Origin of the sequence: Chlorobaculum parvum NCIB 8327 (assembly GCF_000020505.1) — a bacterium.
In the GTDB taxonomy this organism is placed as follows: Bacteria; Bacteroidota; Chlorobiia; order Chlorobiales; family Chlorobiaceae; genus Chlorobaculum; species Chlorobaculum parvum_A.
The window spans coordinates 1671625-1696993 of record NC_011027.1 but is presented as its reverse complement, the minus strand read 5'-3'; the positions used below and the strand labels follow the sequence as shown (position 1 = coordinate 1696993).

Here is a 25369-nt window from a genome sequence, read left to right as displayed (position 1 = left end):
GTGGCGTTGAGAGTGGTTTTTATGGGCACGCCACAGTTTGCCGTGCCTTCGTTACGTCGTATCGTCGCCATGAGTCCCGAGTTCGAAACCGTGCTCGTTGTGACCGGATGCGACAAGCCTCGCCGCAGCAAGAATTCACCGCCCGAGCCGACGCCGGTCAAGCAGGCCGCGCTCGAACTGGGCCTTCCGGTGTTCGAGGCTGACGATGTGACGACTCCGGAGTTTGCAGAGAAGGTCGCCGAGTCGAAACCCGATGTGATCGTGGTGGCCGCGTTCCGCATTCTTCCGCCTGCCGTCTTCGAACTGCCGCCGCTCGGCACCTTCAATCTGCATGGTTCGCTGCTGCCCGCTTACCGCGGTGCGGCTCCCGTCAACTGGTCGATCATCAACGGTGATGCCGAAACCGGCGTGACCACCTTTTTCCTCCAACAATCGGTCGATACTGGCAACATTATTACCTCGGACAGTACGCCGATTGGCCCGGAAGAGAACGCTTCCGAGTTGCTCGAAAGGCTCTCGGAGATCGGTGCGGGCACGCTTGAACGCACGCTGCGCATGATCGCTTCCGGCTCTGTCACGCCCGAGAAGCAGGATGACCGACTCGCCACCAAAGCACCGAAGCTTCATCGCCGGAACACTCGCATCGACTGGAACCAACCGGTGCAACGCCTGCACGACTTCATCCGTGGCCTCGCCATGAGACCAACCGCCTGGACCACCTTTGGCGGCAAGAACCTCAAAATCTACCGGGCCCGTCCGTTCGATGGCGCTGAGTCATCGGAAGCTCCGGGTATGCTCCGCATCGAGGACGGGCGCCTGCTTGTTGCCGGTTCGGACGGCTGGCTTGAGTTGCTTACCGTTCAGGCCGAGGGCAAGAAAGCGATGGAGGCGGAATCGTTCGCTCGCGGGCTGCGGTTCGGGGACGAACCCTTGCGTTTCGAATAGCCCGCCCATCACAATCCGCTGCATGGTCACGTTTTTCTTCGTATATTTAATGATTTGATAATTTGGCTCAGGTCGGTCATTCGGCCGGGCCGTTTCGCAATTACTTTCACTTTTCAGGACAGACACGTATGCCTCCGTCAGGAACAGAAGTCGGCATGATCAGAAACTTCTGCATTATCGCCCATATCGACCACGGTAAATCGACCCTTGCCGACCGGCTTCTCGAAGCAACCCAAACCCTCGCCCGCAACCAGATGTCCACCGCCCAGGTGCTGGACGACATGGATCTGGAGCGCGAACGTGGCATCACCATCAAGAGCCACGCTGTGCAGATGATCTACAAATCGAGCGACGGCAAGGAGTATACGCTCAACCTGATCGACACGCCTGGCCACGTCGACTTCAGCTACGAGGTTTCGCGCTCGCTGGCCGCCTGTGAAGGCGCGCTCTTGGTCGTCGATGCCACCCAGGGCGTCGAGGCGCAGACCATCGCCAACCTGTACCTGGCCATCGAGGCCGGGCTTGAGATTATTCCGGTCATCAACAAGATCGACCTGCCTTCGTCCGATGTCGAAGGCGTGGCCCGGCAGATCATCGACCTGATCGGTGTCAATCGTGATGAAATTCTCCAGGTGTCGGCCAAAGCTGGCATCGGCATCGGCGAGCTGATGGAGGCGATCGTGCAGCGGATTCCCGCACCGGCTGACAACCGACAGCTGCCGCTTCGTGCGCTGATCTTCGACTCGGTGTTCGATGCCTATCGCGGCGCAGTGGCTTACATCAGGATTGTCGATGGTGTGCTGAAAAAGGATGACAAGGTTCGCTTTTTCGCCAACGGAAAGGAGTTCTACGCCGACGAAATCGGCACCATGAGCCTCAAGCGCCAGCCGAAAAACGTGCTCGAAGCGGGCAATGTGGGCTACCTGATCTGCTCGATCAAGGATGTGAAAGATGCCAAGGTCGGCGATACAGTCACGCTGGTGGAAAATCCCGCCTCGGAACGGCTTGCCGGTTACAAGGATGTGAAACCGATGGTCTTCAGCGGTCTCTATCCGGTCGAGTCGAACGATTTCGAAAACCTGCGCGAATCGCTCGAAAAGCTTTCACTGAACGACGCTTCGCTGGTCTACACGCCCGAAACTTCGGCGGCGCTCGGTTTCGGCTTCCGCTGCGGCTTCCTCGGCCTGTTGCACATGGAGATCATCCAGGAACGGCTTGAACGTGAGTATGGCGTCAACATCATCACCACGGTGCCGAACGTGGAGTACCGCGTGGTGATGACCAGCGGCGAGACGGTCGAGGTTGACAACCCCTCGCAGATGCCTGAATCGACCAAGGTCAATTGGATCGAGGAGCCGTATGTGTCGATGCAGATCATCACCATGTCGGAGTACATCGGCAACATCATGAAGCTCGGCATGGATCGCCGTGGCGAGTACAAAAACACCGACTATCTCGATACTTCGAGGGTGAGCATGCACTTCGAGTTCCCGCTGGGCGAGGTTGTGTTTGACTTCCACGACAAGCTCAAGTCGATCTCTAAAGGCTACGCTTCGATGGACTACGAGTACATCGGCTATCGCCGCTCCGATCTTGTCAAGCTTGACGTGCTGCTCAACGGTGAGCCGGTCGATGCGCTGTCGTCCATCGTGCACCGCTCGAAGTCCTACGAGTGGGGCCGCAAGCTCTGCTCGAAGCTCAAGGGCATCATTCCGCGCCAGATGTACGAAGTGGCTATCCAGGCGGCAATCGGCAGCCGGGTCATCGCGCGTGAGACCATTTCAGCCATGCGCAAGAACGTGCTCGCCAAGTGCTACGGCGGTGACATCAGCCGTAAGCGCAAGCTGATCGAGAAGCAGAAAGAGGGCAAGAAGCGCATGAAGCAGGTCGGCCGCGTCGAGGTGCCGCAGGAGGCCTTCCTTGCCGTCCTGAACATCGACGAATGAGGTTCATCGCATAAGGAAAAATCATGCCGGTTGCGCTGGAACCGTTTTTGGATGACGTCTCATCCTTCGTGTGTCCGAAAGGTTTATGTCGGCAATGCCAGAAAATTATTGACAGAACGTGAAACAAAACAGTACCAACTCCAAAGGAAGCAGTCAGAAATCCCAATCGAGAGAGTGGTTCGAGGCGCTGATCATCGCGGCGCTGGTGGCGATGGTTCTTAGAATGTTCGTCGTCGAGTCGTACCGGATTCCAACCGGCTCGATGGAAAAAACGCTGCTTGCCGGTGATTTTCTGTTTGTCAACAAGTTCGTTTATGGCGCCAAGGTGCCGTTTACCGATATCCATTTGCCGAAAGTTGATGACGTCAAGCGCGGGGACATCATCGTCTTCAAGTTCCCCCGTGACCGCAGCCTGAACTACATCAAGCGCTGCGTGGCGTTGCCGGGCGATACGCTTCAGATCAAGGAGCAGAAGCTTTACGTCAACGGCAAGCTCTCGCCGCTACCGCCCCATGCGCAGTTCATCGGCGAAAAAATGCCGCCAGGCGTGCCCGACTACCAGATTTTCCCGGCCATGAGCGACTACAACAAGGATAACTACGGCCCGATACGAATTCCGCGCAAGGGCGACGTTGTCAAGCTGACGATGCGCACCATTCCTCTGTATCGCGATATGATCGAGGAAGAAGGTCATTCGGTTAGTCTGTCGGGCGATCAGATATTCATTGATGGTGTGCCCGCCGATCATTATTCCATTGAGAAGGACCACTATTTCGCCATGGGCGATAACCGCGACAACAGTCTTGACAGTCGTTACTGGGGATTTCTGTCAGACAGCGATCTGGTGGGGCAGGCTATGATGGTGTACTGGTCATGGGATCCCGATCTGCCGCTGCTGTTCGATCCGGTCGAAAAGATTACTTCAATTCGCTGGGATCGAATCGGTTTGGTGGTTCACTGAGCGGCGTGAGAGAGAATCTTTTTGGCGACTTTCTGCATGGAGTGCAGTTCATCGGATGGCCTGAACGGCAGAAAACTCAGCTCCGGCCAGTCGATCCTGAGTTCAGCAATTTGCAGGTTAGCCTGTCTGGTGCCCTGGTTTTCAGGAGCTTCGAGTGGTGAGAGCTCCAGCTTTTTGAGGATGATCGAATTGAGGCAGGGGCCTGTTCTGAGTGAATGTACATCAAGCTGGTAGCGCTGGCCGGTTTCAGAAATGAACACCTGTTTCAGATGCCGCTTGAAAGCGTTGTCGAGCCAGAGATTGGTTCCCAGCCAAACCAGAACGTAGGCCAGGGTAAAGATCATTCCCGGTGAAAGTATGAATGCGGTCAACCATTTTTGGACTGGTCCGCGCTTTTTTTTCATGTCCTCAGGTGCCTTATTATAGCAATGGGAAAACCAGAGTAATGATATGATTTTTTTACCTTATCGCAGCAAGCAATAATTCATGATCAGATCTTTTGCGGACAATGCGGCTGGCCAGTACGGAGCGCCGTCGTTTATTCTGAAGCCTCTCGTCAGAACCTTCCAGGCCGATACCGAGACGCCGGTTTCGGTCTATCTCAAACTTCAGCGTCCCTACTCCTGCCTGCTCGAATCGGTCGAGGGTGAGGAGCGTCTGGCCCGTTTCTCCTATGTCGCCATCGACCCCGTGGCTGTGCTCAAGGGTAGAGTCGATGGAGAGGCCACGCTTGACGTGCTCGACACGCGTTTTGATGCGCTTTCGTCAATTGTGCAGGAAGAAAGCGATTTGCGTACCATCGTCGATCGTTGCATGGCGATGTTCTCTTCCGAAGAGCAGCCGCGCAGCAAGAGCGGGTCGCAGCAGATGAGCACCTCCGGGGTTTTCGGTTACTTCGGGTATGATACCATGCACCTGATCGAGCGGATTCCCTCGCCGGAATTGCCCGATCCCGCCGGAATGCCCGACCTCTGTCTGCTGTTTTGCGATACGCTGGTCATTTTCGATAACGTGATGCGCAAGCTCTACCTGGTGGCTAATTATCTGGATGAAGCTGATCGCGCACGCGCCGAGCGCAAGATCGACGAGCTTGCTGCGCTGATGCAGAAGCCGCTCGATCCCGATCTGGTGACGCTCAAGCCCGAACTGCCGGAGCCGGTCGTCTCGAACACCACACGCGAGGAGTATTACGAGAAGGTGCTGAAGGCCAAGGAGTATATCCTGAGCGGCGACATTTTCCAGGTACAGATTTCGCAGCGCCTGAAGCGCAAACTGCACACCCGCCCGTTCGACGTCTATCGCGTGCTCCGGACGATCAACCCGTCGCCGTACCTCTATTTCTTCGATTTTGACGATTTCCACGTGGTCGGCTCTTCTCCCGAGCTGCTGGTCAAGGTGGAGCGCGACCATGCCGGTCGCAGGATCGTCGATACCCGACCGATTGCCGGTACGCGGCGTCGCGGCGAGAGCTTCGAGGATGATGAACGCATCGCAAAGGAGCTGCTCTCCGACGAGAAGGAGCGCGCCGAGCACCTGATGCTTATCGACCTGAGCCGCAACGACATCGGGCGCATCGCCAAAATCGGTACCGTCGAGACCAACGAAATGATGGTGATCGAGAAATACTCGCATGTCATGCACATCGTCAGCAATGTCCGGGGTGAGCTGCAGGACGGCCTGAGCGCGATGGACGCCTTCTGGTCGTGCTTCCCGGCCGGCACGCTGACCGGTGCGCCCAAAGTGCGCTCGATGGAGATCATCTACGAACTGGAAAAGGAGAAGCGCGGCTTATACGGTGGCGCGGTTGGGTACCTCGATTTCCGTGGCCAGTTGAACACGGCGATTGCCATCCGCACGATGGTCATCAGCGACGGCATAATCTACTTCCAGGCGGCAGGCGGCATCGTGGCCGATTCGACGCCCGAGTTCGAATACGAAGAAACCATGAACAAGATGAGGGCTGGTCTGACTACCCTCGAAAGTATTGAGACATCTTCCTGATTAACCTCAACACTTGATGCACTATGAAAAAGAAACGAATGATGTTCAAGTCAGCAGCGCTTGTTTCCGTCGGCGCAATCGCCGGAGCGCTTGCATTTTCCAATCTCGATTTTTCGTTTAACGCCAAAGATGGCGGCCTCTTTACGGTTGCCAACCATGCAAACACCAGTGTTGCCGCCGAAAGTCTGCGAAACCATCCCATCAGAACGCTCAATGATTTCAATGAGGCCTTTGTCGACATTGCTGAATCGGCTACGCCGTCGGTAGTGACCATTTATACCGAAAAGGCCATCGAGCGGAGGATTATGACACCGTTTGACTTTTTCGGCAAGTCGTTCGGTGAGCTGTTCGACACTCCCTTTTCTGATCAGTCCCACGCTCGGAAAGAGGTGATTCACGGACTTGGTTCCGGCGTTATCGTCAGTCGTGACGGGTACATTCTGACCAACAATCATGTGATCGACAAAGCCGATTCCATTTCGGTTATGACGGACGACAACCGAAAATTCACGGCAAGGATTATCGGTAAGGATCCTCGCACCGATCTGGCTGTGCTGAAAATCGACGCCAAGGGCCTCAAAGCCATCGCTATCGGCGACAGCGACAAGTTGCGTGTCGGTGAGTGGGTGATCGCCATCGGCAGTCCGCTTGGCAAGAACCTTGCCCGCACGGTGACGCAGGGTATCGTTAGTGCTAAAGGGCGGGTGAATGTTGGCGTGACCGATTACGAAAATTTTATTCAGACTGACGCAGCCATCAATCCCGGTAACTCAGGTGGCCCACTGGTAAACATCGGAGGAGAACTGGTCGGTATCAACACGGCCATCGCCAGCCGAACCGGAGGCTTCGAAGGGATCGGCTTCGCCGTGCCGTCCAACATGGCCTACCGGATCTATACCTCGCTGGTCAAGTACGGTAAGGTGGTGCGCGGTTACCTCGGTGCCGGCATTCAGGATATCGATGACAAGATTGCAAAAGGCCTGAATATGCAGCGTCCTGAAGGGGTACTGGTCGGTACGGTCATAAAAGGCAGTCCAGCCGAGAAAGCGGGACTGAGGACCGGTGATGTCATCCTTGAGTTTGCAGGGCAAAAAGTGAACAGTTCAGCTGAGTTGCGCAATCTGGTTGCCAGCAAGGTGCCCGATAGCACAGAGCCGATTATCATCATTCGTGATGGCGTGAAGCGAACGCTCGACGTCAAGCTTCAAGAGCAACCTGATACTCAACCTGTTTCTCGGCAAGGGCAGCAAGCACCGGCTGCAAACGAGCTGCTCGGCTTTGCCGTTGCTCCGCTGAACAAGGCGATGGCGGAGCGCTTCAATCTGAACTCCGCCGAGCATCGCATCGTGGTAAGCGCGGTTGATCGCTCCAGCCAGGCATTTATGGCCGGGCTCCGTCCGGGAGACATCATCAGATCGGTTGATCGGAAGGAGGTCGGGTCAGTTGCAGAGTTCAAGGCGATTGCCGATAAAAAGAAAAAGGGCGATTTGCTTTTCCTGCTTGTCGAGCGCGGTCCGAGCCGGATGTATTTGGCGTTTAATCTGTAATGCGCTTTGCCTGTAGGGTAAAGATTCTTAAATTGCTTGAGACGAAGTAAAGTCAGCCCGGCTGCTGACTTTACTTTTTTTGTTTGTCAAGTGTTCCATCGCTGCTGTAACGTGCGGTGATTATTCGCTCTTCAGCATTGCCAACCAAAATTATGAATTGACATGAGTGACCGCATTTATCTGACTCGGGATGGTTACAATCGGCTCAAAGAGGAACTGCATCTGTTGTCTACGCAGACTCGCAAAGAGGTCCTTGAGAAAATTGCCGAAGCCCGGTCACATGGCGATCTGAGCGAAAATGCCGAGTATGACGCTGCCCGTGAAGAGCAGTCACAGCTCGAAGCCAAAATCGGCGACCTGGAAAACAAACTGGCATCAGCCACCATTCTCGATCCGAAGCAGATCAAGACCGACCGGGTTTATATTCTTACCTCGGTGAAGCTGCGCAACCTGGACGACGAGGACGAAATTATCGAATACACCCTTGTTTCATCCGAAGAGGCCGATTCCGACCTTGGCAAGATTTCGGTGCGCTCTCCCGTCGGGCGAGCCCTGATCGGCAAGTCGGTTGGCGACAAGGTCACGATCAGCGTGCCGAAAGGTGAGCTGCATTACGAGATACTTGATATCTTTGTTAAATAAAACGTTTTACTTTTCTCATGGGAAAAAGACAGGTTATTTATACCGGCTCGCAGATCAGCGGGAACCGTGATCTGCTCGACCAGGAAATCAATCTTGTTACCACCGAACAGCGGGTGTGGCACGGGTATGTCACGGCTGTCGATCAGAACAGCATCGAGATTCGGGATGCCCGTTTCGCGAAGCACTCTTTCGAGATTTCCAATGTCGATAAAATTTACAGCGAAGTCGTAACCGATTACTGATATGCGCAGAACCATAGTTGTTGGCAACTGGAAGATGAACAACACCATTGCCGAGTCGATTGAGCTGGCGACCGCCATCGCCGAAAAGGTCGGCGCTACCAAGCCCGAATGTGAGGTCGGCATTGCGCCCACTTTTCCAGCGTTGCACGAAGTCGGCAAGACGATCGAGTGGAGTGGCGTCCAGCTTGCAGCCCAGAACTGCCATTACGAAAATGACGGGGCGTTTACCGGCGAGGTTTCGACCCGCATGCTTGCCGCCGCAGGGTGCAGCTACGTCATTCTCGGCCACTCGGAGCGCCGGCAGTTGTTCGGCGAAACCAATGAGATCGTCAACCGCAAAGTGAAGAAAGCGCTGGCCGAAGGGCTTCGCGTCATCCTGTGCGTCGGCGAGACGCTCGACGAGCGCGAGGCTGGCGTGACCGACAAGATCGTCACCGCTCAGGTTGTCGAGGGACTGGCGGACGTGTCGGACATCAGCACGCTGGTGATCGCTTACGAGCCGGTCTGGGCTATTGGCACCGGAAAGACGGCTACCAAAGAGCAGGCGCAGGACGTTCATGCCTCCATCCGCAGCACCATCGAAAAACTGTATGGTGATTCTGCTGCCCGCCATCTGCGCATCCAGTACGGCGGAAGCGTCAAGCCGTCGAATGCCGCAGAGCTGTTCGCGATGCCGGATATCGACGGCGGTTTGATTGGCGGTGCAAGCCTCAAGGTCGAAGACTTCATGGCCATTATCGAGGCTGCGGGGTAAAGAAGAAGGTCGGAAATTCAGCTTTTCAAAGGCTGCCTGTTAGCCACGGGCAGCCTTTGCTTTTTTGGGGGAAAGGGGGGGGGTAAATAGTTACATCCCTGCAGTCGTTTCCTGCGACCTTTTCATCGAGCAGAAGTCGGGGCCGCACATGGTGCAGAATTTGGCAGTGGCGGCGGTATCACCGGTAGCGGCGATGTTCTGGGCGTGGATCTGCCTTGTCTTGAGCGGATCGAGCGCCAGGCTGAACTGGTCTTCCCACTCGAAGGCGTAGCGGGCCTTGCTCATCAGCTCGTCGCGCAGCCAGGCGGTGTGGCTTCCCTTGGCGAGGTCGGCGGCGTGGGCTGCAACGCGGTGGACGATGACGCCTTCGCGCACGTCGTCGCGGTCGGGCAGGCCGAGGTGCTCTTTCGGCGTGACGTAGCAGAGCATCGAGCAGCCGAGGCTGGCGATGAGTGTACCGCCGATGGCCGAGTTGATGTGGTCATATCCCGCAGCCACGTCGGTCACGAGCGGGCCGAGGGTGTAGAACGGCGCTTCGTGGCAGTGCTTGAGCTGCAGCTCCATGTTCTCGCGGATCATGTGCAGCGGCACGTGGCCGGGGCCTTCGATCATCACCTGCACGTCGCGCTCCCAGGCGCGGAGCGTCAGCTCGCCGAGGGTTTTCAGCTCGCCGAACTGCGCGGCGTCGTTGGCGTCGCCGATGGAGCCGGGGCGGAGTGCGTCTCCGAGCGAGACCGCCACATCGTAGCTGCGGAGGATGTCGCAGATGTCGTCGAAGTGGGTGAAGAGGAAGTTCTCCTGGTTGTGGGCGCGACACCAGCGGGCCATGATTGAACCGCCGCGCGAAACGATGCCGGTCTGCCGCGCTTCGGCGTCGGGCAGCGTGGCGGCGAGAATGCCCGAGTGGATGGTGAAGTAGTCTACCCCCTGCTCGGCCTGTTCGACGAGGGTGTCGCGATAGACCTCCCAGCTCAGCTCCTCGGCTTTGCCACCCACTTTTTCGAGCGCCTGGTAGAGCGGCACTGTGCCGATCGGCACCGGCGAGTTGCGCAGAATCCATTCTCGCGTCTGGTGGATGTTCTTGCCCGTGCTCAGATCCATCACCGTGTCCGCGCCCCAGCGGCAGGCCCAGACCGCCTTTTCGACCTCCTCATCAATCGACGAGCCGAGCGCCGAGTTGCCGATGTTGGCGTTGATCTTGACCCGGAAGTTGCGCCCGATAATCATCGGCTCGATCTCCGGGTGGTTGATGTTGGCCGGAATGATCGCCCGTCCCTTCGCCACCTCATCGCGCACCATCTCCGGCGTGACCGGTTTGCCGCCGCACTTTTCGATCCACTCCTCCAGCGCCTGATTCTCGCGGATCGCCACGTACTCCATCTCCGGGGTGATGACGCCTTTGCGGGCGAAGTGCATCTGCGTGACCGCCTCACCCGATTTCGCCACGCGTGGCTTGCGCTCGCTCATCGACAGTTCACCCTTCGTCGACTCTGCCGAGCCGTTATCGAAGCCCCAGCGGTCGCGAACCGGTTCAAGTCCCTTGCGCACATCGTGCTCACCGTTGGGATCGCCGAACGGGCCGCTCGTGTCGTACAGCGGCATCGAGTTGAACGGCTCGCCCTTGCACTCGTAGGTTCTCTTGAGGGCTACCTTGCGCATGCCGACTTCAATCGGGTAGATGGTGCCATTGACGGTCATGCGGGATGATGCGGGGCCGAAAAAATGCCTGTCGGGGCAGGATGCGCTTTCTGGATTCATGGAACGGGTCTGAAAAAGGAACACAGGGCGTGTCAGCCGTAGAGGGATGGTGAAGCAGAGCAATTGGGGAGGTCTTGCTTCATCTTTCCTTGCGTCAGCATTACCTGCATCAAGTTGTAGGGGTTTGATCTCAGCTTTGCCGTTTATGCGACCGCGACAAGGCACCCCCAAGATGATTTTTACTCAAGGCACGATAACCAAAATCGGTTTGATTTCCAAAGAGGGTAAGGGGGCAGGAATCCTTGAGAAAGCGGGGGTTTTATGTAAATTATGGCCTCGTTTGACGAGCAGGCTTCCAGGCAGTTTCAATCCTTTTTTCCCGGCTCTTCATGAATAAATTTTTTCGGGTTTTCAATCTTGTCCGGCTCTCGCTGTTTCAGATAGGGTTCGGCATCATGCTCGGCTTCGTGCAGGATATTCTGAACCGGGTCATGATTAAGGAGTTGTTTCTTCCTGCCACCATCGCGCTTGGTCTGATCAGCCTGAAAGAGCTGCTCGCTATCCTCGGCGTCAAGGTGTGGGCGGGCAACCTCTCCGACCGGCACAGTATTTTCGGTTATCGCCGCACGCCGTACGTGCTCATTGGCCTGGTGAGCTGCATCGTTTCGTTCATCCTCGCCCCGACGGCGGCCTACGAAGTACAGCTCGACGGGACGGGGAACCTCTTGAGCATCATCGGCTCCGCACTGACCGATGTCGGTCTCTGGAAGCTCAGCGCCATCTTCCTTATTTTCGGTTTTGGCCTTCAGGTCGCCACGACCGCATACTACGCCCTGATCGCCGATATGGTTGACGAAAAAGATATCGGCAAGATCGCCGGGGCGAGCTGGACGCTCATGGTGCTGACGGCGATCATCTCTAACTACAGCATTGGCGTTTATCTGAAAGTGTTCACTCCCGAGCGGCTGACGCAGGTGGCCGAGATCGGCGGTGCGATTTCGCTCATTGTCGGCCTCATCGCCGTGCTTGGCGTCGAACGCCGGAATGCCGAAATCGGGAAGGGCAAGGAGAAACACAGCCTTCCTTTTTCACAAGCGATCCGCCTGCTCGCTTCGTCGCCCAACACGATGCTCTTTGCTCTTTATATTTTCATTTCGATTTTCGCTCTGTTTGCCAACGAGGTGGTGATGGATCCGTTCGGCGCGGAGGTGTTCGGGATGCAGGTTTCGGAGACGACCAAGCTCTTCAAGCCGGTCATGGGCGGCACGCAGCTCATTTTCATGCTGCTCACCGGTTTTCTGCTTTCGCGGATCGGCACCCGGCGCGGCGCGTACATCGGCAACGTGTTCGGTGCGGTCGGCTTCGGCATGATTATCGCGGCCGGATTCATGCACGATATCGACTTCCTGCGCATTTCGCTTGTGGTGACCGGCATTGGCCTCGGTGCGGCCAGCGTTTCAAATATCACGATGATGATGAACATGACCGCCGGGCGAAGCGGCATCTACATGGGCCTGTGGGGCACCGCGCAGAGCCTCGCGATCTTCATCGGCCACTCAAGTGCCGGCGTGATCCGCGACCTCGTTTACCATTTTTCAGGCAACCACATGCTGGCCTATGCGGCTATTTTCGTGCTGGAGATTATCGCCTTCACGGCCTCCAGCCTGGTGCTGCCGCACGTGTCGCGCGAGGCGTTCGAAGCTGAGAGCGCTGAAAAACTTTCTGAGTTCACCCCCGCCACCGAGGTGGGCTGACCGCACAAAGGAGCTTTGCCATGAACTACGTTTTCGGGCCTGTTTCTTCCAAACGGCTTGGCCAGTCGCTCGGCGTTGATCTGCTTCCTTCCAAGAGCTGCACTTGGAACTGCATCTATTGCCAGCTTGGCCGTACGAAGGAGTTTGTGACCGAGCGGCAGGAGTTTTTTCCGAAAGAGGAGATTCTGGCCGAAATTCTTGATGCGGTCAACAGCGGCAAGCCTATCGACTGGATCACGTTCGTCGGCTCTGGCGAAACCACGCTCTACAAAGGGCTGGGGTGGCTCATTGCCGAGGTCAAAAAAGTGACCTCGATTCCGGTTGCGGTCATCACTAATGGCTCGCTGCTGAGTGATCCGGAAGTGCGTCAGGAGCTGCTCGAAGCCGATACCGTGCTGCCGTCGCTGAACGCCGGTTCGGCGGAGCTGTTCGAGCGCATCGATCGGCCCGCGCCCGGTTTCACCTTCGAGCAGCACATCGAGGGGTTGCGGCGCTTTCGGCAGGAGTATTCCGGAAAGCTCTGGGTCGAGGTGATGCTTGTCAAAGGTGTGAACGATTCGGAGGCGGCGCTTCGGGATCTGGTCGCGGTGCTTTCGGAGATCAAGCCGGACATGATCCATCTGGTGCTGCCCACCCGTCCGACGCCGGAAGGCTATGCACCGATGCCCGACGAAGACCGGATCCGCCGCGCGGTGTTCATGCTTTCATCCGCTGCACCGGTGAATCATCCTGCCAAAGGCGAAATGACGCTCGGCTCGGCCGCTGACCTGCTTGAAACCGTCTCAGGTATTGCCGCCCGGCATCCGTTGCAGGAGCGTGAGCTGCAAGCGGCTCTCGAAAAGCTGTTCGAAGGGGAAAGCGCAAAGGTGGAACAGGCGATGGCGGAGCTTTTCTCATCGGGACGCTTCGAAAAGGTGCGTCAGGGCGGCGAGCTGTACTGGATTATCAGGTCGTAAGTTCAGCTTTTGGCCTGAGACTCGCAGTAGCGCCGAACCTCCTTCAGAATGGTCGGCAGATCCTGGCTCTGTACGAAGCTTACCACGAACTGGGGCGCGAAAAAGCTGGGCTTGACCTCCGCCTGGTAGGTTAGCATCGTGCCCGGCCCGTTGTTTCCGTCAACCGCTTCAAGCTGCCACTCTCCTTCATAGACCTCAAAATCTCCGCTGATCTGCGAAAAGTAGAGGTGCTCCGGATAGATCTCCTCGACCTTGAGAGTGAAATGCACCATCCTTTCGAAAATGAAAATTCCTGACTTTCCCGACTGGTCGATGACTTTGGTGTGGTTGTTTTCCTCCACCAGCTTGCTGGCAACGACTTTGGGCATTGTTTCGTGCAGACGATTGTAATCGCTGAGCATCAGCCATACAATCGACGGATCAGCTTCGATGAACACACTGCCTTTTGCTCCGATCACGCCATTCGGCAACCACTCCAGATCGATGAGAATTTCGCGCTGCAGGAGCTTTGCCAGTTGTTCGGGAGTGCGTGCCATCGATGAAAGGGTTTTCGTATTGCCAGGGGGTCAGGAGTGCGCTAAAGCTATAGCTACAATGTAGGTTACTTTCATTTCAGCCGCAAAGAGCGATTGCTCAGGCCTGTTTTGTCGCAGCAGCTATTTCCTGCAGGCTACTCACGATTGCTGTCGGACGGAACTCCCAAGGATCGAATACGGCATCGGTTGAGCGCTGTACCCAGATTGCCTGCATGCCGATCGATCGTGCACCTGTCACATCGAAGGGATTCGAGGAGATCAGCCAGCTTTTTTCGGCGCTGCTTCCGGCGCGTTGCATGAAATGCCGGTAGACCTCAGGATCGGGTTTGAAAGAGCGGACTTCGTCGACGCTGACGATGTCGAGAAAATATTTCCTGACTCCGGCATGATCGAGCACCGATTCGACGTCGGATGCCAGTCCGTTCGAAAAAGCGTAGAGCCTGAATCCTGCAGCCTGCGCGCGTTCAAGCCCAGCAGTGACATCCGGAAAGGCCGGCAGTCTGCGATAGCCGTCAAGAAGCGCCTGGCGCTGCTGTTCTGATGGCGTGAACTGAAAGGTGTTGCAGGCAAATTCCAGCGCCTCTGCGGTGCATTCGGCAAAAGAGCGGTAGCGTTTCATGAGTGCTCGCCGGAAGGAGTATTCAAGCTGCTTCTGCCGCCAGAGTTGGGACAGTGCGGCAGCGTTTTCACCGGCAAACGTTTCAAGCATCGATACCAGTCCGTGTGTATCGATCAACGTTCCGTAAACATCGAATGCGAGCGTTTGTGCTGATGGAGAGCTCATGCCGGTCGGGTTTAGGTGTTCGTTGGAGGTCATAAAAACGGATATGGCACCCAGGTGTGATTATGGGAAATTGCTTCGCGAAAGAGAGGAGGAAAGCTGCCGAAAAGGGTTCTTCGCGACGAGAACCGGAGCGTCGTTACTGGGCATTCCTGTCCTTGAAGAGGCGATCATACTCTGTGATGGTTTCCGATTTTTTCCCGACATGTTCAGCGATCAACTGGTTGATCAGGTCGTTGACACTGGTTTGCTGCATGTATGCGATCTTGGCAAACTCTTTCAGGAGGCTTGGGCGGATCAGCAGATTCAGCCGTTTACTCTTGGTCTCTTTCTGTTTTCCAGCAGAAGGGGGATTGATCAGCGGGGCTGAAGAGTGTGTTTCCTGAGTTTGATTTTTCTTGTCTGTATTATGTGTATTATCTGTGCTTTTTGTCTGTTCTGTTTTCTCTGTGTCTCTGTAATCTGTCTCTTCTGCCAGGTTTGTCTGTTCTGGTGGAACAGGTAGATCAGGCTCTTCCGGCTTAAGCTCACTGCTCTCTTCGGTATCATCGAAGAGCTCGTCATCAGCAGCAAAAAGATCTCCCGTAAAAGTCTTCTTTCTCGGCATCGGTTACTGGCGGATAATGTTTAAGTAATTTAAATAGAATGGCTTATTTATACTATCTTTTTGGTGGTTATTATATGTATAATATGTGTTTTCCGGTCTTTTTCCAAGCACGCTTACGATGAACAATGTTGAATTTTTCTGAGCGTCGGTAAGGCACGTTTTTTCTCTTTTCGTTTAGGGCGTCGTTGTTTCAGATCCAGGATGATTCTGTCCGTTAAATGGCTGTGTTTGTTGTATGTATAATATGTTTTATATGTTTTTTTTTGTTGTGGGCAGTTGTGGCTCAGGTTTTTATGCTTTGCCTGGATGATTGTCAGCAGACCGGGAATTTTCCAGCGGCCAGGTTCTGGCAGAACGTCTCGATGTTGTCGAGTTCGCGATCGATGATGGCGGCGGCCTGCTGTTTCAGCTCTTCGAAATCGGTGTTCTGCTCGGGCGTGATCTGCGCTGAGGCGACCATCGGGCGATCCACCGGTTTGCCGATCTGGCTGCACAGCGAAACCACCACCGCCTGCACACCTCGCAGCTCGCGGTGGATTGTTCCGGCGATCTGGTGGCTCAGGACGTTGTAGATTTTGCCGACGTGGTTGACTGGATTTTTGCCAGCCGCTGCTTCGAGAGTCTGCGGGCGGTTGAAGGCTATCAGACCGTTGACCCGATTGCCGCGCCCGACCTGACCGCAGTCGCCGCCTTCAGCCGAGGTGCCGAGTACGGAGAGGTACATGCCCCCCTCGCCGCGTGCAGGGTCGTCGAGGGTGTTGATTTCGATGGTGACCGAGTCGAGCTGGTGTTTGCGGTTTTCGATGAAGTTTTGAAGCTCCTGGTGCAGGGCGGCTTTTCGCTCGAAGTAGTGTGCTGGATCGGAGATGAATCGATCCACAAAAGCGATGGCCACTGTCAGCGTCAGATGTTCGTGGAGCCGGTAGCCCATGATCTTGATGTCTTCGCCAACTTCCGGGAAGCGCTTTTTCAGGGCGGGGGAGTTGAGATGCTGCTCGACGGCGAGTACAAGGAGTTCGGTGTCGCTCAGCGGTGCGTAACCCACGCCGACCGAAGTGTCGTTCGCCCCGATTACCTTTCGCTTGAAGGCGTCGATAAGTTCGGGCGATCCGGGCTTGATTTCGTTCTGGATAATCAGGTGCTCGTCCGGATCGACGAACCGCAGGTTTGTTTTTAGCCACCGCCTGGCAGCCATTTCGGCAATATCGCCGACCGGCACCAGCTCGCCGTTACAGCTGTAGGTTGCCCGGTCGCCGAAGATCAGCTTCATCGGTTCAAGAATCAGGCCGCCGCCTGCCTTCGGAATGCTGCGCCCTGCAACGAGCAGGCCCTTGTCGATGTTGTGGTGGCAGATGTGGCCGAAGTGCTGCTGGTAGTAGCCGCAAAGATCGACGCAGACCGCTTCCATGATCGAATCGCAGATTGTGTCGGGGTGGCCGGTGCCTTTGCGCTCGACCAGCTCGATCGGCTGCTCTTCCACCGGGGGGCCGAAAGCCCGCTCTACCGTGATGTTTCTTGGGGTTTTCATGCTCGCCATCCTTTCTGAAATCGTGTGGGCGTGGAAAGGTCAACAAAGGTTATCCGTAGAAACAAATCTACTGATAACCTTCGGATGTGGCAATATGACGCTTTTCGGTGATCAGTTGGCGGGCTTGGGCGCTTCGGCTGGCTGTTCGTCGATTTTGGTGGCGAGCACCTTGTCGATGCGTTTGCTGTCCATGTCAACCACTTCGAGCCGCCAGTTCTCCCAGAAGGTGATGTCGCCGGTCTGCGGCATGCGTCCGAGCAGCCACATCACCATGCCGCTCAGAGTGTGGTAGACCCCCTTCTCCTCTTCGGGCACATACTTCAGATCGAGCTTGTCTTTCAGTTCCGGAACCGGAATGAGACCGTCGAGTAGCCACGAGCCGTCTTCGCGCTGCACGGCCCACGAGTCTTCGAGGTTGTGCGGCACGAACTCACCCGTGACCGCTTCGAGCAGGTCCTGCAAGGTTACGAGGCCCTGGATTTCACCGTACTCATCGACGACGAACACCATCTGCGTGCCTGACGTTCTGAAGTGGTCGAGCAGCTCCATGCCGGTCAGCGTTTCGGGCACATAGACGCACGGTTGCAGGTGAGTTGCCAGGTCGATGACGCCGCCCTTGATGGTCTGGGCGAGCAGCTGTTTGGCATTGACCACGCCGAGCAGCGACTGCAAACCGTTATGGCATACCGGGAAGCGCGAATGCTCTGACTCGCCGACGCGCTGCATGTTTTCCTCGACGGTGAGCGCCGTGTCGAGATAGATGATGTCCGCGCGCGGCACCATCAGCGAACCGAGCTGCCGGTCGTCGAGGCGGAACACGTTGCGCACCATCTCGTGCTCCTGCTGCTCGATGATGCCGGCCACGGAGCCCTCTTCGAGCAGGGCGTGAATTTCCTCCTCGGTGACGCTGGGGTGGTCATTCACCTGCTTGCCCATCAGGCGTAGCAGGGCGTCGGTCGAAACCGAAAGCAGCTTCACAAATGGCCGGGTCGCGGAAGCCAAGAGATGCATTGGGCGTGCGACGATACGGGCGACGTTTTCCGGATTGGACTGGCCGAGCCGCTTGGGCACCAGCTCGCCGATGACAATGGTGATGTAGGTAATGACGAAAACGACCAGCGTGGTTGAAACGATAGGGCTTGTTTCGGGGCTCATGCCGTACGATTCGAGCAGGGCGGTCAATGGCGGCGTAAACGACGATTCACCGATGATACCGTTCAGCACGCCGATGATGGTGAGGCCGATTTGTATGGTGGAGAGAAAGCGCGTTGGCTCCTGCCCGAGCCGCATGGCAACCTCCGCCGCCTTGTCGCCGTTTTCGACCAGCTTGGCAAGGCGGGAGCGTTTTGCTGTAATAAGAGCCATCTCCGACATGGCGAACAGGCCATTGAGGAGAATGAGAAGGAAAAAGAGAAAAAGGATTTCCATGGATGTTGGTTAAGTGCAAGAACTGTATCCGTTCCAGAGAATGGATACGCGTACCGCATAATACGTTATCGGCGGGATATTATAAAAAAGGGTTTCAGGTATGCTGACTGAGTGTGGTAGGGAGAACGTCAATGTTTGTGATGTGGGGCAGGTTAATGCAGCTGAAAAAAGAATTTCCTGTGAAATTTAAGTGTATGCTTAAGTTCTTGCTTGAACGATAACTGTTCGGCGAGATACTTAAGAATACATGTGAGTCATATAGATTATTTTCCCCCTCACTTCCCCAGCAAAATCTCCCTTAAATCGGCGGTCATGGCGGCCATTACGAGAATCACGCTGGCGTTGCGGTTGATGGCGCGCATTGCCTCTTCGATGATGGTCGAGGCGCGGTAGAGGTCGCGGTTGGGGAAGGCTTTGACGAAGCGGTCGGTGTTTTCCGCGATGTCGGGATTGTTGAGTTCCGGGAAGTTGTGGTCGATGCTGCGGCGGGTGACGTCCTGGAAGAAGAGCAGGAGCGCGTCGAGGAAGATGAGCTGTTCGGTGCGCGTGGAGCTTTTGGCAAGCTCTTCGCACGTGCCGATGGCTTCGTGGAATTTGGCGGGCACGAGGATATTGCGGAGGTAGTCGATGGCTTTGTTGCGGATGCCGACCACCGCCGGGGCTGCTCCTTCGCCGGTTTCGGCTTCGATCAGTTCGAGCGCGCTGGAGAGGTTCCCGCGCGAGAGGCTGACGATGAAGCGGCGTTCGGTTTCGTCGAGCTGCGGGGCGCGGCGGGCGATCCAGGCTTCGATCTCCGCCGGGCGCGGGCGGGCGAAGGTGAGAAGCTGGCAGCGCGAGCGGATGGTGGGCAGCACCGATTCGGGGCGCGAACTCACCAGAACGAACACTACGTGTGCCGGTGGCTCTTCGAGCAGCTTGAGCAGCTTGTTGGCTGCTGTCGGGTGGAGCCGGTCGGCCTGCGAGATGATGAACACCTTTTTGCCGCCGTCGCGCGGGGCGAGCGAGGCTTTCTGTTGCAACATCACCACCTGCTCGGTCAGAATGCCCATCGAGCGTTCCATCGTGGGCGTAAAGAACGGGTTTTTCCGCTTTTCGTCGAGCAACGCTTCGTAGCGTTCCCTGGCTTCGGCAACCTTTTTGTTCTCCTTTTTTGACGGATCGATGGTTTCGAGTAGCGCTGCTTCGACGGGGAAGAGGTACTCGATGTTGGGGTGCATGAGCTTGTCGGCCTGGCGGCAGCTTTCGCACTCGCCGCACGAGCCTTCATCAGGCAGGAGGTTTGTGTTGCGGCAATTCAGAATCTTCGCCAGTTCGAACGCCACGGTTTCCTTTCCCGATCCTTCAGGCCCGGCAAAGAGGTAGGCATGAGCCAGACGGTTCGATCCGAGCGCTGTTTTCAGCACCCGGATCTGATTTTCATGTCCAACGATAGAATTCCAGCTCATGCCTTTCCGGTCAAATAAAGGTCAGCCAGTTGAACGGATCCTCTCCGGAGTGGACGATTTTGAGGTACTCGTGCTGCAACGCTTCGGTGACCGGGCCGCGTTTTTCCTGGCCGACCGGGTACTTGTCCACGCTTCTGACCGGGGTGATTTCAGCGGCCGTGCCGGTCAGGAAAATTTCATCCGCGATATAGAGCGATTCTCTCGGAATGAGGGTTTCCCGAACTTCGTAGCCCAGCTTTTTGGCGATCTCCATAACTGCGTGACGGGTGAAGCCCGGCAGGATGGACTGCGCTGCAAACGGAGTGTAGAGGACATTATGCCTGACCACAAAGATGTTTTCGCCACTGCCCTCGGCAACGTAACCGTTCTGGTCGAGCGCCAGCCCTTCGGCGTAGCCATCCGAAATGGCCTCCATTTTGATGAGCTGGGAGTTCATGTAGTTGCCGCCAGCTTTTGCCCACGAAGGCAGGGTATTCGGAGCGAGTCGGTGCCATGAAGAGACTTTGACGTCCACACCGGTTTCAAGCACGTCTTCACCCAGGTAGGAGCCCCACTCCCAGGTTGCGATGGCAACTTCGATGGAGGCTCTGTGTGGATTGACGCCAAGCGCACCCTGTCCGCGGTACACCAGCGGGCGGATGTAGCAGGCTTTGTGCCCGTTTGCCTTGATCGTTGCGATGATGGCGTCCTTGATCTCGGTTTCCGAATAGGGGATTTCTATGCGGTAGATTTTCGATGACTCCCAGAGACGACGGACATGTTCGTCAAGGAAGAGGATTGCCGAGCCTTTGGCTGTATCGTAACATCTGATGCCTTCGAAGGTTGAAGAACCGTAATGGGCGACGTGGGACATGACATGGATTTTGGCATCATTCCAGTCAACCAGTTCGCCGTTCATCCATATTTTAAGCTTGTTGTACATGAACAGAGGTCATTGAGTGAAAAAAACTGTGCAGAATTTTTCCTAAGATAGTCTGTTTTAAGGTTTTTGAAAACGGGCGATGGGGGATTTTGAGTGCGGGAAGAAAAGGGCGGCGCATCAGCCGAAGTGAACGTATGGGCTGAGTTGACGTATGATTTATGCACAACGTCAACTCAGCCCGCGTTTGCTCAGTAAATCCGCTCGTAGACGCCGTCCACTTCGCGGGGAATCGGGTCGTACTCGGCAGGGGGCCTACCGAAGCAGGTGCCGATCGCTTCGTACATGGCGACTTGGTCCAGATCGACGTAGCGCTGTTCGATTGCCTTGGATGATTCGATGTACTCGATCTTGCGCCCCTTGACCTTGGAGATGGTGACGCCGGTTTTGCCTTCGAGCAGCAGCAGCACCGCCGCCGCGCCAGCCTCGAAGCCGAAGTTGATGTCGTAGGCCGAAGAGTGTCCGGCGCGCACCAGGTGGCCCGGATGCACTTCGCGAACCTCCGGAATTTCATAAATCCCCTCGACGAACATGCCGGTCTCCTTCATGAAGAGCGGCATCCGGGGGTCGGACTTGAAGCGCTTTTTGATCTCCTGGCAGACGTACTTGCCCGCGCCAGCAAGCTTCTTGTGGCCAAACGCATCGACGCCCGCCGACTCATCGACGATGTCGGTGCCATCGGCGTTCTTCATGCCTTCGGCAACCACGATGGTGTAGGTGCCGCTGTGCACGTCGCTTTGGCGGATGCGGCGGGTGAAGCGTTCGACGACGTGTTCGTACACCACATCCCAGTCCACTGGAATTTCCGGAATCAGGATGCAGTCTGCCTCGGCAGCCACGCCGCTGCGGAATGCCGTGTGACCGGCATAGCGGCCGAACACCTCGGTGACGAGCACGCGGTTGTGCGTGCGGCCGGTGGTTTTGAGATCCTCGACGAACTGGGCGATACGGTTGATGGTGGAGTCGCCGCCGACCGAGTAGGTCTGCAAGTCGAGGTCCATCGTCTTCGGGCAGTGGATGCACTGGATGCCGTTCTGGTTCAGATCGATCATGACGCTGCCCGAGTCGTCGCCGCCGCTGATGATGAGGGCGTCGAGATCGAACTTCTTCATACCGTTCTTGATGCGGTTGTACTTGTCGGGGTTGCTGATCGCCTTGATCTTGACCCTCGAATGGCCTGCTTCCGAACCGGCGAAACTTGCCTGGAACTGGTCCAGACGCGCAGCATCGAACTTCACCAGGCGGTCCTGATTCAGCAGGTTGTACAGCCCGGCGTAGCCGTTGGGGATCACATAGAGTTCAAGGCCTTTGTTCATGGCCATGAGCGCGGCGCCCTTAATGACGGCGTTCAGTCCGCCGCAGTCGCCTCCGCTGGTCAGGATACCGATTTTTTTCACGATGCTCTCTCCTCCTTGGTTGCTCGGGTTAGGTTTTGATGGCTTAATTTCATTAAATACACCAGTGAAAGCACGGCGTATTGTATGTTTTCAAGATAGAGCATTCAAATGATATTTCATTGCAACATGATGAAATACGGTGCGGCTAACCATTCTGAAACGGCTGGATTATGACCTTTCTCGACCTGCTTCGATTTGCCTGGGTGCACCTTCGAGAGCGGAAGCGCCAGACGCTTCTGACGGCGCTCGGCGTGGCGGTCGGCTCGGCGATGATGATTACCACTATCGCGGTTGCTCGGGGTTCGTCGCAGAGCGTGTTCATCAAGCTGATCGATATTGCTCCGCACATCACCATCGGCGCCGATCGGGTTGTGCCGGAGGTGCCGGACAACCTGTTCGGCTTCATTCCGGGGCAGATCGCTTTCGTGCGCAAAAATGTGACTACCGACAAGAAGGTGGTGATCAAGAACTACAATCAGGTTGTGCAGACCATCAAACCGATCACCGAGATCGAGGACATTTCCCCTTACGTGACCAGCAAGCTGCTGGCGCGCAACAAAAACCGCTACACACCCTGCTTTGCCAAGGGAGTGGTGCCGCAGCTTGAATCGGGCATTGCGAACCTGAAAAAAAACCTGCTCGAACCCGAAGCCCTCTCCGAACTTGCCTGGACCTCGAACGGCATCATCCTCGGCGAGCTGCTGGCCGAGAAGCTGAAGGTCAAGTACCGCGACACCATCATGCTGGTGGACAAGGATGGCAACGAGTATCCGGTGATGGTTGTGGGGCGGTTCAAGAGTGGCTTCAACAACAAGGACAAGAGCGAGGCGTACGTTAACCTTGCGCTGGCGCAGCGTATGGAGGCGCTCTCGTCCAATACGGTTACCGGCATCGGATTGAGGATTGCCGATATTGACAAGGCCGATGAGCTTGCGGCGAGGATCCAGAAGATGACCGGGTACGAAACCGAAAGCTGGAGCCAAGCCAATCGGAATGTGATCGATTTCTACAATCGAAACGGCATCATCACGCTGGTGCTGGTCAGCTTTGTGTTCGTGGTGGCGGGGCTCGGTGTGTCGTCGGTCATGACGACCGTGGTGCTGCAGAAGGTCAAGGACATCGCGATTCTGCGCTCGATGGGCGTGCAGCGCGGCAGCATTACGCGCATCTTTATGCTCGAAGGGTTGATGATGGGGACGCTGGGTGTGTTGCTCGGCAGCCCGGTGGGGCACCTGATCTGCACCCTGATCGCGAGGATTCGCTTCGAGCCGAGCCAGGCGGGCGTAGTCAGCAGCGACCGGCTGATGGTGGTCGAGTCGCCGGAAGCGCACCTCATCGTGATTGCCTTCGGCATTGTGATTGCCGTGATCTCCTCGGTAGGTCCGGCCAGAAGAGCCACGAGCTACATGCCTGTGCAGGTGCTCCGTGGCGAAGTGGGGTGAGCGCAGTTTTCCGCTGTTGCGCGGCTCGTTTGCTGCGCTCCGTCCGACTTGCCATCAAGCCGCTCACGTCGCTGAAAAACAGGTGCTCTTCAGTTATTTCTTTTCAATCAAACAAACTGCGTGGGCGCAGGCGCCTTCCTGACGGCCTACGTAGCCGAGTTTTTCGTTGGTGGTCGCCTTGACCGAAACGTCGTTCATGTCCATGTCGAGGCAGCTGGCGATATTGCGGCGCATCTGTTCGATGTAGGGGGCGATTTTCGGCTTTTCGAGCAGCAGCATGGTATCGATGTTGACCGGCTTGTACCCCTCTTGTTCAAGCAGCTTGCCGACATGCTTCAGTAGCTCCATGCTGTCGGCGTCCTTGTAGTCGGGGCTGGTGTCTGGGAAGTGCTTGCCGATGTCGCCGAGAGCCGCCGCGCCGAGCAGGGCGTCGCTGATGGCGTGCAACAGCACATCGGCATCGCTGTGGCCGAGAAGACCGACCGGGGAGGGCACTTCAACCCCGCCGACAATGAGTTTCCGGTCTTCTGAAAACTGGTGAACGTCTATTCCGATTCCTATGCGCATGGTATGGTGTTGATTCAAATGAGTGAAACAATCTGTAGCTGAAGATAGGACAAAACACTCAAATACAGAACCATACGAGCCGGCTCGGCAAAGTTTATATGAATGTTTGTCGCCGGGATTTAAATTGCATTATGTGAAAAAGACAGAGTAATGATATGACGGAGACAATATCATGAATGACGGGCGTTTGCAGCGTTTTTTCTGGATATGTTCCGGTACTCCGATCGAGATCATCGAGAAATACCCTACCGAACACGCCAAATATCTCGGTATCGGCGCGACGATCTTTTTTACAGCCCTGTTCGCCGCTCTTTCGGGAGGGTATGCCCTGTACTTCGTCTTTGCGGGAAGCCCGTTTGCCTGGCTCGCGTCGATACTGTTTGGAGTGATCTGGGGGCTGGCCATTTTCAATCTCGACCGTTACATCGTATCCAGCATCAAAAAAACTTCAAAAGGTTGGACGCAGCTTTTTCAGGCTTCGCCCCGGATCGTCCTTGCCGTTCTCATCGCCATCGTTATTGCCCGTCCGCTTGAACTCAAAATATTCGACAAGGAGATCCGCGAGAAGCTCAAAGAGCGTTATCTGGCCGACCAGCAGGCGCAGATTGCGAGGTTGCAGGAGTCGTTCAAGACCAAATATGCGCTTGAGCTTTCCATGATCTCAAGGTACCGGAATGAATATGACCAGCTCGACAAGGAGACGGGACGTTTGCGCGACGAGCTGAAGGCCGAGGTGTTCGGCGACAAGACCTCCACGACCTCCGGAGTTGTGGGCTATGGCAGTTACGCGAAAAACAAGGAGGCTGTCGTGCTGGCAAAGCAGGCCCGCCTGGAGTATCTCGGCAGGGAACTGGCTTCGCTCGAAGAGTTCGTGAACCGTCAGAAAGGGGTGGAGGGCATAAACAGCAACCTCATGTTCACCGATGAGCTGCTCGATCAGAAGGCTTCAAAAGCGGGGTTTGCAGACCGCAACTGGGCACTTGGCGCTCTGACCCATTCGACTGATGACGTCAGCCGTTCATCGGCCAATGCGGTTTCATTCATCACGCTCTTGCTTATCGCGTTTGAATGCGCGCCCTTGATCGTGAAGCTTCTTTCCGATGCCGGTCCGTCCGATGTGGATATTCGTGAAAGCGAGGCGCGAATTATCGCCTATCTCGTCAAGCCTTCTTTGCTTGATCGTAGCCGTACGGAACGCCAATATTCCCGACCGGTGTTCAGGTCTCCTGCCGGCCGTCGGAAAAAATTCTCCGGCTATCGGCGCAGCAGGTAG

23 protein-coding genes and 1 riboswitch are annotated in these 25369 nt (G+C 56.2%); of the genes, 12 read left to right on the top strand and 11 right to left on the bottom strand.

Features of this window, described 5'->3' with window-relative positions; translation table 11 throughout:
• Positions 1-6: 6 nt before the first annotated feature.
• From fmt to lepB, 3 genes are all read left to right on the top strand, one after another.
• A complete protein-coding gene (fmt, locus tag CPAR_RS07855) occupies positions 7-945 on the top strand; it encodes a methionyl-tRNA formyltransferase (protein WP_041466178.1) in 939 nt (312 codons plus the stop codon).
• Positions 946-1073: 128 nt separating this feature from the next.
• The gene (lepA, locus tag CPAR_RS07850) at positions 1074-2891 is read left to right on the top strand and encodes a translation elongation factor 4 (RefSeq protein WP_012502779.1); all 1818 of its coding nucleotides are present in this window, start codon (positions 1074-1076) and stop codon (positions 2889-2891) included.
• Between the two features lie 118 nt (positions 2892-3009).
• Positions 3010-3852: a signal peptidase I gene (gene lepB / locus CPAR_RS07845; RefSeq protein ID WP_012502778.1), complete on the top strand. Its 843-nt coding sequence runs from the start codon at positions 3010-3012 to the stop codon at positions 3850-3852.
• Here the strand turns inward: lepB and CPAR_RS07840 are convergent.
• Entirely contained in the window at positions 3846-4196 is a 351-nt protein-coding gene (locus CPAR_RS07840) for a hypothetical protein (RefSeq protein ID WP_156773412.1), read from the bottom strand. The two genes, lepB and CPAR_RS07840, sit on opposite strands and share 7 nt — an antisense overlap.
• 142 nt (positions 4197-4338) lie before the next feature.
• Between CPAR_RS07840 and trpE the strand changes: the two genes are divergently transcribed.
• From trpE to tpiA, 5 genes are all read left to right on the top strand, one after another.
• Complete coding sequence (gene trpE / locus CPAR_RS07835; protein ID WP_012502776.1) at positions 4339-5853, top strand: anthranilate synthase component I; 1515 nt, start codon at positions 4339-4341, stop codon at positions 5851-5853.
• Between the two features lie 23 nt (positions 5854-5876).
• A complete protein-coding gene (locus CPAR_RS07830; protein WP_012502775.1) occupies positions 5877-7400 on the top strand; it encodes a DegQ family serine endoprotease in 1524 nt (507 codons plus the stop codon).
• Between the two features lie 162 nt (positions 7401-7562).
• Positions 7563-8042: a transcription elongation factor GreA gene (greA, locus tag CPAR_RS07825; RefSeq protein ID WP_012502774.1), complete on the top strand. Its 480-nt coding sequence runs from the start codon at positions 7563-7565 to the stop codon at positions 8040-8042.
• Between the two features lie 17 nt (positions 8043-8059).
• Entirely contained in the window at positions 8060-8284 is a 225-nt protein-coding gene (locus tag CPAR_RS07820; protein ID WP_012502773.1) for a hypothetical protein, read from the top strand.
• 1 nt (position 8285) lies between these two features.
• Positions 8286-9038, top strand: a complete 753-nt coding sequence (tpiA, locus tag CPAR_RS07815) for a triose-phosphate isomerase (RefSeq protein WP_012502772.1) — start codon at positions 8286-8288, stop codon at positions 9036-9038.
• Positions 9039-9128: 90 nt separating this feature from the next.
• On the opposite strand, the gene thiC is transcribed toward tpiA, so the two are convergent.
• Positions 9129-10796, bottom strand: a complete 1668-nt coding sequence (gene thiC / locus CPAR_RS07810; protein ID WP_012502771.1) for a phosphomethylpyrimidine synthase ThiC — start codon at positions 10794-10796, stop codon at positions 9129-9131.
• Between the two features lie 69 nt (positions 10797-10865).
• Positions 10866-10975: riboswitch (TPP riboswitch) on the bottom strand.
• Between the two features lie 150 nt (positions 10976-11125).
• On the opposite strand from thiC, the gene CPAR_RS07805 reads away from it, so the two are divergent.
• Positions 11126-12490, top strand: a complete 1365-nt coding sequence (locus tag CPAR_RS07805) for a BCD family MFS transporter (RefSeq protein ID WP_012502770.1) — start codon at positions 11126-11128, stop codon at positions 12488-12490.
• Between the two features lie 20 nt (positions 12491-12510).
• Positions 12511-13446: a radical SAM protein gene (locus CPAR_RS07800; protein WP_012502769.1), complete on the top strand. Its 936-nt coding sequence runs from the start codon at positions 12511-12513 to the stop codon at positions 13444-13446.
• A 2-nt stretch (positions 13447-13448) separates the two neighbouring features.
• Here CPAR_RS07800 and CPAR_RS07795 read toward each other — a convergent pair whose 3' ends face one another.
• The 8 genes from CPAR_RS07795 to CPAR_RS07760 all read right to left on the bottom strand — a co-directional run bounded on the left by CPAR_RS07795 (position 13449) and on the right by CPAR_RS07760 (position 22087).
• Complete coding sequence (locus CPAR_RS07795; RefSeq protein WP_012502768.1) at positions 13449-13982, bottom strand: SRPBCC family protein; 534 nt, start codon at positions 13980-13982, stop codon at positions 13449-13451.
• A 97-nt stretch (positions 13983-14079) separates the two neighbouring features.
• On the bottom strand, positions 14080-14766 hold the full coding sequence (locus CPAR_RS07790) for a haloacid dehalogenase type II (RefSeq protein ID WP_041466177.1): 687 nt from the start codon (positions 14764-14766) through the stop codon (positions 14080-14082).
• Between the two features lie 136 nt (positions 14767-14902).
• Positions 14903-15370, bottom strand: a complete 468-nt coding sequence (locus tag CPAR_RS07785; RefSeq protein ID WP_012502766.1) for a hypothetical protein — start codon at positions 15368-15370, stop codon at positions 14903-14905.
• A 313-nt stretch (positions 15371-15683) separates the two neighbouring features.
• The gene (locus CPAR_RS07780; RefSeq protein WP_012502765.1) at positions 15684-16898 is read right to left on the bottom strand and encodes a methionine adenosyltransferase; all 1215 of its coding nucleotides are present in this window, start codon (positions 16896-16898) and stop codon (positions 15684-15686) included.
• Between the two features lie 111 nt (positions 16899-17009).
• Positions 17010-18326 carry a hemolysin family protein gene (locus tag CPAR_RS07775; RefSeq protein ID WP_012502764.1) on the bottom strand — a complete coding sequence of 439 codons (1317 nt, stop codon included), beginning with the start codon at positions 18324-18326 and terminating at the stop codon, positions 17010-17012.
• 275 nt (positions 18327-18601) lie between these two features.
• Entirely contained in the window at positions 18602-19771 is a 1170-nt protein-coding gene (locus CPAR_RS07770) for a DNA polymerase III subunit (protein WP_012502763.1), read from the bottom strand.
• Between the two features lie 10 nt (positions 19772-19781).
• Positions 19782-20693: a branched-chain amino acid transaminase gene (locus CPAR_RS07765; protein ID WP_012502762.1), complete on the bottom strand. Its 912-nt coding sequence runs from the start codon at positions 20691-20693 to the stop codon at positions 19782-19784.
• A 188-nt stretch (positions 20694-20881) separates the two neighbouring features.
• Positions 20882-22087: a 6-phosphofructokinase gene (locus tag CPAR_RS07760; RefSeq protein ID WP_012502761.1), complete on the bottom strand. Its 1206-nt coding sequence runs from the start codon at positions 22085-22087 to the stop codon at positions 20882-20884.
• A gap of 170 nt (positions 22088-22257) precedes the next feature.
• Between CPAR_RS07760 and CPAR_RS07755 the strand changes: the two genes are divergently transcribed.
• On the top strand, positions 22258-23529 hold the full coding sequence (locus CPAR_RS07755) for an ABC transporter permease (protein WP_012502760.1): 1272 nt from the start codon (positions 22258-22260) through the stop codon (positions 23527-23529).
• 93 nt (positions 23530-23622) lie between these two features.
• On the opposite strand, the gene ispF is transcribed toward CPAR_RS07755, so the two are convergent.
• A complete protein-coding gene (gene ispF / locus CPAR_RS07750) occupies positions 23623-24096 on the bottom strand; it encodes a 2-C-methyl-D-erythritol 2,4-cyclodiphosphate synthase (protein ID WP_012502759.1) in 474 nt (157 codons plus the stop codon).
• A 172-nt stretch (positions 24097-24268) separates the two neighbouring features.
• On the opposite strand from ispF, the gene CPAR_RS07745 reads away from it, so the two are divergent.
• A complete protein-coding gene (locus CPAR_RS07745; RefSeq protein ID WP_012502758.1) occupies positions 24269-25369 on the top strand; it encodes a DUF4407 domain-containing protein in 1101 nt (366 codons plus the stop codon).